The sequence below is a fragment of the Kitasatospora sp. NPDC058184 genome (assembly GCF_042883725.1).
Lineage (GTDB): Bacteria > Actinomycetota > Actinomycetes > Streptomycetales > Streptomycetaceae > Kitasatospora.
In genome coordinates this window covers 31,797-40,138 of record NZ_JBHVVE010000009.1, presented here as the reverse complement: position 1 = coordinate 40,138, position 8,342 = coordinate 31,797, and the positions used below count along the sequence as shown (strand labels likewise).

Here is an 8,342-nt window from a genome sequence, read left to right as displayed (position 1 = left end):
GCCCCGCGCGGCCCCCCTCCCCCCCCCCCCCAGGCCCCCCCCCCCCGGGCCCCCCGGTCTGGCCCCCCCCCCCGCCCCCGGCCGGGGGGCCCCCCCCCCCGGGTCGGCGGCCCCACGTGTCCCTCCGCCGAGGCCTGCGACACATCCGGCTCCAGCCGACCCTCGTCGAGGGAGGCCTGACCGGTACCGGTCTGTCATTCGCCCCACCGACTCCGCCCTGAGAACCTCAGTAACGTCGCCACCTCCTCTTCTTCTGCTGCTGCCGCCAGTGGGTGAGGTTCTGCCGAGTGGCGGCGATGTCCGGATGGTCCGGGCCGAGGTGGCGCAGTTGCTCGTCCAGAAGCTCTTCCAGGGCTGCCACCGCCGCGCGCACATCGCCGGAACGACCGAGCCAGAAGGCCAACGCCGCCCGGCTCTTGAAGGTGACCGGACGGTGATCGGGAGTCCGGAGGTACCGCCCGTACGGGTCTTCCTCCGGTCTGCCGTGCAGTACGTGGAGCTGGTCCCTCAGCAGGCCGGCCAGCACCTTGACGGCCTTGCGCGGGTCGCCCGACTCCCCCAGCCAGTGTCCGTATCCGTAGCGCAGGTCGAAGAACGCCGCGAACCGCCGCCCGAACCTGCCTGACGATGCCTCGACGATCTGCCGGTAGGCGAGTGCGGCCCCCGCGGGATCGCCGCTTCGACCCAGCCAGTCGGCGGCCTCGGCCCGCAAGGCGTATTCGTCGAACACGTCGACCTGCCTGTGGTCCTGGCCGTGTTGTTCGTCGTCGACCAAGTCCCGGAAGACAGCGGCGACTTCGACCAGGTCGCCGTTCTGCGCCAGCCAATGGGCCAGACGCCGACGCAGCTTGGTGACACGTTCGGCGCTCGCGGGCCACAGGATGCCGTACAACCCGGGCGGCACGGCGGCCGACTCGCGCACCTGGACGTCGATCACGCCACGGTATTCCGCGATGGCGCCGGCGAGGTCGCCGGCTGCCGCGCAGGCCTCGGCGAGGGCGGCCCTGACCTCCCCCGTCCCAGGATGATCCGCGCCCGCCTCCTCGGCGACCCCGGCCAGGAACGATCGGAGGTAGGCCACCGCCTGCTCAGGCCTGCCCTCCGCCACGAGGGTCTCGCCCATCCGGACGGCCAGCTTGTTCTCCCGGTAGCCCAGTCTGCGCCGGTACGGCCCGCGCAGCAGTGCCCCGAGGTTCCCGTGCAGTGTCGCTGCCGAGACCTCGGGCGGACTCGGCGGGTTCGCCCTCCTCACCCCGGAGAGCAAGGACTCGACCTCCTCCGCTCTGAGCGCCTGTCCGTAGAACGCGTCGTACCTGGGCTCCCAACCGCGCTCGGGGTTCACCACCGTCCCGGCCAGGAGTGCCTCGACGGCGAGGTCGATCGACTCATCCGACCGGTGCGCCGGCACGCTCTCGTGGGCTGCCCGCTGCACCAGGGGGTGGACGCGGACCCTCCGCTGCTCGTTCGAAGGGTCGTGCTCGACCAGGCAGCACCGGTGCAACAGGTCGAGCAGCCGGTCGCTTCCGGTCTCCTTGGCCTCTTCCCCGGGCTGTCGCAGGGCCTGCCCGGTGAGCCTGTCCACCACGGGCCGGGGTACTCCCGCCGGGTCCAGCGGAGCGAGCAGTTCCAGCAGCCGCCGGGCAGCCGGATCAACCTGTCGCAGGGCCTGGTCCCAGATGTGCGGGAGTGGTTCGCCCTGTCCGTCCGGCAGCCTGCCCGGGGCCGGCACCAGGTCGGCCAGCCGGTGTTCCCCGTCCCGCAGCCGGTCCAGGTACTCCGCGCAGCTCAGCCCGGTGCCGGTCAGGTACCGGGCGGCCTGCGCGAGGGCGAGCGGAAGGCGACCCAACTCCTCGGCCAGCACCGAGAGTTGCCCGGGCGACTCGGCCCGGTCTGCGGTGTTCAGCACCGCCGTGAGGTAGTCGTGGGCCTCGGCGGGGCTGAACACGGGCACGGTGACCACGTGCCGGTCCGACCCCTCGCGCGCCACGTCCCGGCGCCAGCTGGTGATCACGGTCCGCCCGTGCGGGTCGTCCGGTGGCCAGAGCCCGCGCAGGTCTTCGGGGTCGGCCAGGCCGTCCAGCACGATCATCCAGCGCACCGTCTGCCCGGCTCCGCCCGGCCGCAACCAGGCGAGGAACTCCCGCGCACCAAGCTCGGCGTCGCCCGGTTCGGTGCCGTTCAGCTCGGCCATGGTCCGGGCGTAGGCGGCCAGGATCGCCGCCCGGCTACCGGCGGCGGCCCAGACCAGCAGGTCGAGCCGCCCCTGCTGCCAGGCGGTGCGGGCTTCGTACGCGGCCAGCTGGGTCTTGCCGACCCCGGCGGTCCCGAGCAGGACCCGGTATCCCGCCGGTGCGTCGGGCAGGGGCCGGTGCTGGAAGCGGTGCGCGGCGTTCGGCACGACGCCGACCTGGAGCGGGTAACCCGCGGGCGCCCGACGACCGGTGAAGTACGACACCTGGTCCGCGTGGCCGACCGCGACGCTGTGGTTCTCCGCCCGCACCTCGGCGCCGGACGGCGCTGCTGGGCTCTGCTCCGCCGGTCCGTTCAGCCCTCGGTCGGATCCGGCACCGAAGGGCGGCCGAGGGACACACCCCCGTGGATCACCCCGGCGGCGACCGAGCCGCGATTGGCACTGACCTGCACGTTCCCGCCGACGGCCAGCCCGCCGGCCCCGGCCGAGACCTGGGAACCCCGGGCCGCGGCCTCCTCCAGCAGAGCCCGCAGCGCCTCGCCGGCCCGCTCCCGCTCCTCCTCCGGCAGAGCCTCCAGGAAGGCCTCGAACCTGGCCTGCCAGGAGGCCTCCTGACGGATCCGGAGCCGCTCCAGCTGCCCGGCCTCGGCGCCGGCGAGCTCGGCAGCGGTGCGGTCGAGCCGCTCCAGTTCGACGGTCTCGCGCCCACCGTCACCGCGGCCGAACCAGTCCGCCACCTTGCGCCGGAAGCCCTCCCAGGCCTCCGTACCGGCGGCGGTCATCACCGCCGTTCCCCCTGCCGCGGCCAGTGCGGTCAACGCTTCGGACAGCATCCGAGCCCCCTCGTGTCGACGTCTGTGTCCTCGACCGTACTACGGGAGCTCCATGACGTCGTATCAGTCCGCCGGTCGACCGGTTTCGGGACCGGCCTCGGAGCGGGGACGCGGCGGGCCCCGCACGCAACGCCCGGGAGGCCAGGAGGGGTTCACGTGCGGGGCGCCGCTCGGATACGGGTGGCGGGTGCCGGGGTCAGCCCGCGGCGCAGCCGCCGTTCCGGCAGTCCTGCCAGGGGTCCCAGGGGCCGCCCGGAGCCTGCTCGGAGATCCGGGCCGTCCACGACGTGGCGTTCCACATGTGCGCGAGCACCGTCAGCCGCCCGTCCGCCGACTGCGTGACGGAGGAGGGAGTGGCCACCCCCGCCGGGAGCGGGCCGGATCCCAGATCGTTCCAGGAGCCCCAGACCCCGGGGGCGCTCTGCTCGTTGACGTACAACCGCGGGCTGCCCGAGCCCTGGTAGACCTCGAAGAAGGCCAGCGTGCCGTCCGCCCGCTGGAAGGCCACCGGTGGCCCGAAGAACCTCGGCACGCCCGCCCCGGCGGGGCCGAAGGGCTCGGGCGCCGACCACGGACCGTCCGGGCCGGCCTGGTGGATCCGTACCAGGACCGACGACTGGTATCCGATGGTGAACACCTCCAGGGCGCCGTCGGCGTCCGCGGCGGCGGTGAGCACCAGGTTCTGGAAGTTGAGGCTCATGCCGTTGACCTGGCTCCAGGCGCCGAACGGGCCGCCGGGGGCGGACTGCGTCCGGTACCAGATGGTCTGGCCGGTGGCGTAGTCGGTCGAGAAGACCGCGAACCGCGCCTGGGTGCCGTCGGGACGGGTGACCGTGGTGGACTGGCCCTCGGTGCCCGGGGGAGTTCCGGTGTCCCTCGGCAGGCCCGTCTCCGCGTCCGGTGCGGCGAGCACCGACGCCGGTGCCCCTGTCCGCACCTGCGCCTGCGCGGTCGGTGCGAGGAGGCCCACCGCACTGATGAGTGCGGCGCAGACGGTGGCCGCCGCCGTGAATCGCCGTGGGCTCTTCGGCATCGCTGGTTCCTGCCTTCCGATCGGTCGTCGAGGCCCGGCCGGGCGGGGCGCGGGCTGCCGGCCATCCTGCCCGCCGGGGCGACGGGTTCGGGCGCCCGCACCCGGGAATGGCCTGAACACGCGGGCCGCACCCCTGCACCGTGGAGTCCACGGCAACCGTCCACTCCACCCGGCCCACCGCATCGTCGACCTGGACGTGTTCCAGCAGCTTCGCCCAGGCCTCGGATTGTCGCACCCGACGGGTTCAATGGAACCGACGAGACGACCGACGGGAGCACCGCGCATGGAACCAACCTTCTTCTCAAGTCCTGAGGAGTTCCGGGACTGGCTGGAGGAGCACCATGCGACTGCCTCCGAATGCCGGGTGGGCATGTGGAAGAAGGGAACGGGCAAGCCCACCCTGAGCTGGTCGGAGGCGGTCGACCGGTCGGCGGCGGCCGTGCACAACAGCCGGGTGTGGCGGGTGCGGAGGGCCTCAGGCGGGCGGTGCGGTCACCACTGGATGAGCACGGCCCCGGCTCCGCCCACGGCTCCGCTCATTCCGCCGGCGCCGTTCTGGCCCGGGCTGCCGCCCTGCGGGTTGCCGCCGTTGACTCCGGGCGAACCACCCCTTCCCCCGGAGCCGCCCGTACCGCCGTACCCTCCGTCACCACCCTTGCCGGCGGCCCCGCCCGCGTGTCCACCGCCGCCCACGGGCGCGTTCACGAACCGGAACGAGTACGGGGAGCCACCGAGGTTCACGTTCTCCGTGATGGAGGTGGAGGTCATGGAGTCGGCGTTGAGGTACTCCTGACCGTTGCCGCCGTTGCCTCCGCCCGTACCGTCCTTGTTGTCCCCGGGGCCGCCCGTACCGCCCGTGCCACCCGAGCCGCCGTCAGGCGCTCCCGCAGGCCCGCTGATGTTGATCTGCAGGACGGGCGCCGGTTCGCCGGGCTCGGTCAGGAACCTCGACGTGCAGGTGACGAACGTGCCGGCCTGGCCGCCCTGGCCGCCGCCACCGCTCCCACCGCCGCCACCACCCCCGCCTCCGCCACCGCCCGTGTCACCGCTGGCGCTCTCCCCTCCGCCCCCGCCGCCCCCACCACCGCCACCTCCGCCGCCCCCACCGGGCCCGCCCGCTCCCCATGCCGAGATCGTCAGAAGTGTCACCCCCGCCGGGACGGTGAAGGACGCCGGCCCCGGCGTGGTGAAGAGCTGGAAGCCGCTCGCCGCCTTGACCGCGGGCTCGGGCCCGACGGCAGCCGCCGGTAGGGCCGATGCCGGCGTGGGGCCGCAGAGCGTGCTCCAGCCCAGGGCCAGCACGCTCGCGGCACCGATCAGCCGCTTCCCGGACCGGCGGGGTGATTCCGTACCGGCCGCCGGCACGGGCCGGTGTTCTTTCTCGTACACGGTGCACACGCCTTTCCTGATCATTCGGAGCGGCCGGAATCGGCCGGCGCTCCGATCTCGCGTCCGGTCCCGCCGGGGCCTGCGGCCCCGGTCGTCGACATGGCGCCGGCAGGCGGCGACGGCCGCCCTGGTCGGAGGGAGCGGGGATGCGGCCTTCGGCCGTACGGAGATGGTCCGGGCGAGGCCGTCGTGGCAGGCGGCGGGGTCGCGGACCGCCAGGATCCCCTGGCCGCGGGCTGGACGTCGGCGAGTTCCCGCCGGAACGCCGCGGTGGGCCGGTCGACCGTAGAGCGGAACCCGACCCGCACATCGCGCCGGCGCGGGATCCTGTGCGCGTCCGTGGTGTCCAGGACCTGGTGCCGGTGCGCCGCTCCGGACGGCTCGGCGAGGAGGGTCGTGCAGTGGTAGCAGGGCGTGCGGCCGAGGAGGTGGAGGGCCCGATGGGGGGACGCGGTACCCAGGGGCCGCGAAATCCTGAGGTCGCCACCCCCTTCGCCATTACCCAAAGTAGCCGTCCAACTCCTCTTGGTCAAGGAGAAGTTGGAGCGGACCGCGACCCCCGACGGCGGGACCGCCACCTGCCCGACGGGTGTCATCCCGCGTGACCTGGATGGTGTCCCGCACGACGTCCTGTCCGTCGTGCGTCGGGTCAGGAGCCGTTGAGCCAGGTGTCCCAGGCTTCGGTGGTCCGCTGCTCGTCCGCTCCCTCGGCGAACAGGTGGTGGCCCAGCCAGATCGGCCAGTTCCAGGGGCTGCCGTTGTAGAAGCGGTAGAGCGTGTCCGGCCCGCGCAGGCCGATCAGGTCGGGGGTCAGGTAGTCCACGACCACCTTCTCCGCCTCACCGTCCGTGCCGGGGAGGTCGAGTGCCAGCCGGTCCCCCGCGGCCGTGTCGTCGGTGAGGCCGAGGCGGCGGCGCAGCGCGGCGAAGTCGGCCGGGTCCGCGGTCGGTCCGGGCCGGGAGGCCTTGACGTAGACGGCGGTGCGGTCGGCGAAGTGCGTCAGGTACTGGGCGAGGCTGTGCTGGTAGAAGTCGACGTGCCGCTCGGCCGCGTCCGCCTTGCTGTCCCAGTCCTCCTCGACGACGCCCTCGTGCACCCAGTGGATCCCCATCCGCAGGTGGCTCGTCCCACCGTCGGCCGGCTCGATGCGGTAGGTGAGCGTGTTCGAGAACCCGCCGTCCCTGGTCGCCCGGACGGCGAAGTGGTGCGGCGGCTCCCAGGCCACGACGGTGCCGCCGCCCCGGGAGACCGTCCCGCCGACGTGCGGCTCGACCTCCATGGGGTACAGCCAGCCGAGGTTGCCGGCGCCGGTGGCGACGGCGTGCCAGACCTCCTCGGGCGCGACGGGCAGGTCCTGCTCCCGGCGCACCTGGAACTCTCGGGCCATGGTCGGTTCTCCTTCGTCGTCGTTCGCGGGTCAGTAGGTGAGCGGCAGCGCGCACAGCCGCCGTTGCAGCGGGTTGGGCCGCCAGTCGAGGGCCGGCTCATCCGCGAGGGCGAGGCCGGGGAGCCGGCGGACCAGGGTGCCGACGGCCAGTTCGGTCTGGAGCCTGGCGAGCGGTCCGCCGAGGCAGAAGTGCGGGCCGGTGCCGAAGCTCAGGTGCCGGTTGCGGGGACGGGTGAGGTCGAGCCGGTCGGGGTCCTCGAAGCGGTCCGGGTCGCGGTTGGCCGCGGCGAGGAAGGGGTACACCAGCTCGCCCTCGCGCAGTGTCCGCCCGCCGATCTCCACGTCCTCGGCGACGACCCGGATGATCGCCTGGGTCGGGGTGTCGTAGCGGGCGAGCTCCTCGACGGCGGTGCGGATCAGCGCCGGGTCCTCGCGCAGGCGGGCGAGTTGGTCGGGGTGGCGCAGCAGGGCGAGGACGCTGTTGCCGATCAGGTTGGCGGTGGTCTCGTCGCCGGCGGTGATGAGGACGAAGCAGGTGGAGAGCAGTTCGGAGTCGGTGAGCCGGTCGTCCGCGGCCTGGGCGGTGACCAGGGCGCTGATCAGGTCATCGCCCGGTTCGTCGCGGCGCTGTCGGATGAGCCGGGACAGGTACTCCTCGTACTGGTCGACGGCGGCCTCGGCCTGCTCGATGTCGGCGGTCAGGTTGCCGAGCCGGCGGAACCAGGCCTTGACCCGGGGACGGTCCTCGGGCGGGATGCCGAACAGCTCGCAGGCGACGGCCAGGGGCAGCGGTGAGGCGACCGCCTCGATGAGGTCCATGGCCGGCCCCCGGGCCACGGCCCGGTCGACCAGGTCGTCGACGACGGCCTGGATGCCGCCGCGCAGGGCCTCGATCCGGCGGGCGGTGAAGGCCCGGTTCACCAGCTTGCGCAGCCGGGCGTGGTCCGGCGGGTCGGTGTTGGTCATCACCCGGCCGAGCCGGTCGGTGAGCCGGCTCAGGGCCTTCAGGTCGCCGCCCAGGCCGCCGAGGGCCCGGGTCATCCGGTCGCGGTCGTTGGACAGCCGCAGGTCGCCCAGGGCGGCGTCGATGTCGGCGTACCGGGTGAGGTACCAGATGCCCTGGTCGCTGCGGTGGACGGGGCTCTCGCGCCGCATGCGGGCGTAGAACGGGTACGGGTCCCGGCGGGCCGCGGGCGTGTACAGCGCCGCGGCGAGGTCGCCGGGCCCGGCCGGGGCACCGGTGCTGGCGGTGTCCGGGCCGAGGGTGTCGGTGGAGGTCATGTCGGCCGCGCTACCGCCGCGCGTCCATGGCCTCGGCGAGGCTCCTGGGCCGCATGTCCGTCCAGGAGTTCTCGACGTACTCCAGGCAGGCGGCGTGGCCGTCCGGGCCGTGGACGACGGTCCAGCCGTCGGGGACGTCGGCGAACTGCGGCCAAAGCGAGTGCTGGTCCTCGTCGTTGACGAGCACGAGGAAGGTGCCGTCCTGGTCGTCGAAGGGGTTGGTCACGG

General features: G+C 73.7%; 7 protein-coding genes. All 7 read right to left on the bottom strand.

Translation table 11 applies throughout. The features are described from left to right. Positions 1 to 226: 226 nt before the first annotated feature. Positions 227 to 2,500: a tetratricopeptide repeat protein gene (locus ACFVXH_RS18700; protein ID WP_387825032.1), complete on the bottom strand. Its 2,274-nt coding sequence runs from the start codon at positions 2,498 to 2,500 to the stop codon at positions 227 to 229. Positions 2,501 to 2,544: 44 nt separating this feature from the next. Further along, positions 2,545 to 3,024, bottom strand: coding sequence for a hypothetical protein (locus ACFVXH_RS18695; RefSeq protein ID WP_387825029.1), 480 nt, complete (start codon positions 3,022 to 3,024; stop codon positions 2,545 to 2,547). A 196-nt stretch (positions 3,025 to 3,220) separates the two neighbouring features. Further along, positions 3,221 to 4,057 carry a hypothetical protein gene (locus ACFVXH_RS18690; RefSeq protein WP_387825026.1) on the bottom strand — a complete coding sequence of 279 codons (837 nt, stop codon included), beginning with the start codon at positions 4,055 to 4,057 and terminating at the stop codon, positions 3,221 to 3,223. 1,409 nt (positions 4,058 to 5,466) lie between these two features. Then, on the bottom strand, positions 5,467 to 6,042 hold the full coding sequence (locus ACFVXH_RS18685; protein ID WP_387825023.1) for a sulfotransferase: 576 nt from the start codon (positions 6,040 to 6,042) through the stop codon (positions 5,467 to 5,469). 53 nt (positions 6,043 to 6,095) lie between these two features. After that, positions 6,096 to 6,833, bottom strand: coding sequence for an SRPBCC domain-containing protein (locus ACFVXH_RS18680; RefSeq protein WP_387825020.1), 738 nt, complete (start codon positions 6,831 to 6,833; stop codon positions 6,096 to 6,098). A gap of 30 nt (positions 6,834 to 6,863) precedes the next feature. Further along, the gene (locus ACFVXH_RS18675; RefSeq protein WP_387825018.1) at positions 6,864 to 8,114 is read right to left on the bottom strand and encodes a cytochrome P450; all 1,251 of its coding nucleotides are present in this window, start codon (positions 8,112 to 8,114) and stop codon (positions 6,864 to 6,866) included. Between the two features lie 10 nt (positions 8,115 to 8,124). Next, positions 8,125 to 8,340, bottom strand: a complete 216-nt coding sequence (locus ACFVXH_RS18670; protein WP_387825016.1) for an MbtH family protein — start codon at positions 8,338 to 8,340, stop codon at positions 8,125 to 8,127. Between the last annotated feature and the right edge of the window lie 2 nt (positions 8,341 to 8,342).

What these genes read in the sequence shown, in the direction of transcription:
- ACFVXH_RS18690 (WP_387825026.1), bottom strand. Translation starts at nt 4,057, where the DNA reads ATGCCGAAGAGCCCACGGCGATTCACGGCGGCGGCCACCGTCTGCGCC.
- ACFVXH_RS18685 (WP_387825023.1), bottom strand. Translation starts at nt 6,042, where the DNA reads ATGACACCCGTCGGGCAGGTGGCGGTCCCGCCGTCGGGGGTCGCGGTC.
- ACFVXH_RS18675 (WP_387825018.1), bottom strand. Translation starts at nt 8,114, where the DNA reads ATGACCTCCACCGACACCCTCGGCCCGGACACCGCCAGCACCGGTGCC.
- ACFVXH_RS18695 (WP_387825029.1), bottom strand. Translation starts at nt 3,024, where the DNA reads ATGCTGTCCGAAGCGTTGACCGCACTGGCCGCGGCAGGGGGAACGGCG.
- ACFVXH_RS18680 (WP_387825020.1), bottom strand. Translation starts at nt 6,833, where the DNA reads ATGGCCCGAGAGTTCCAGGTGCGCCGGGAGCAGGACCTGCCCGTCGCG.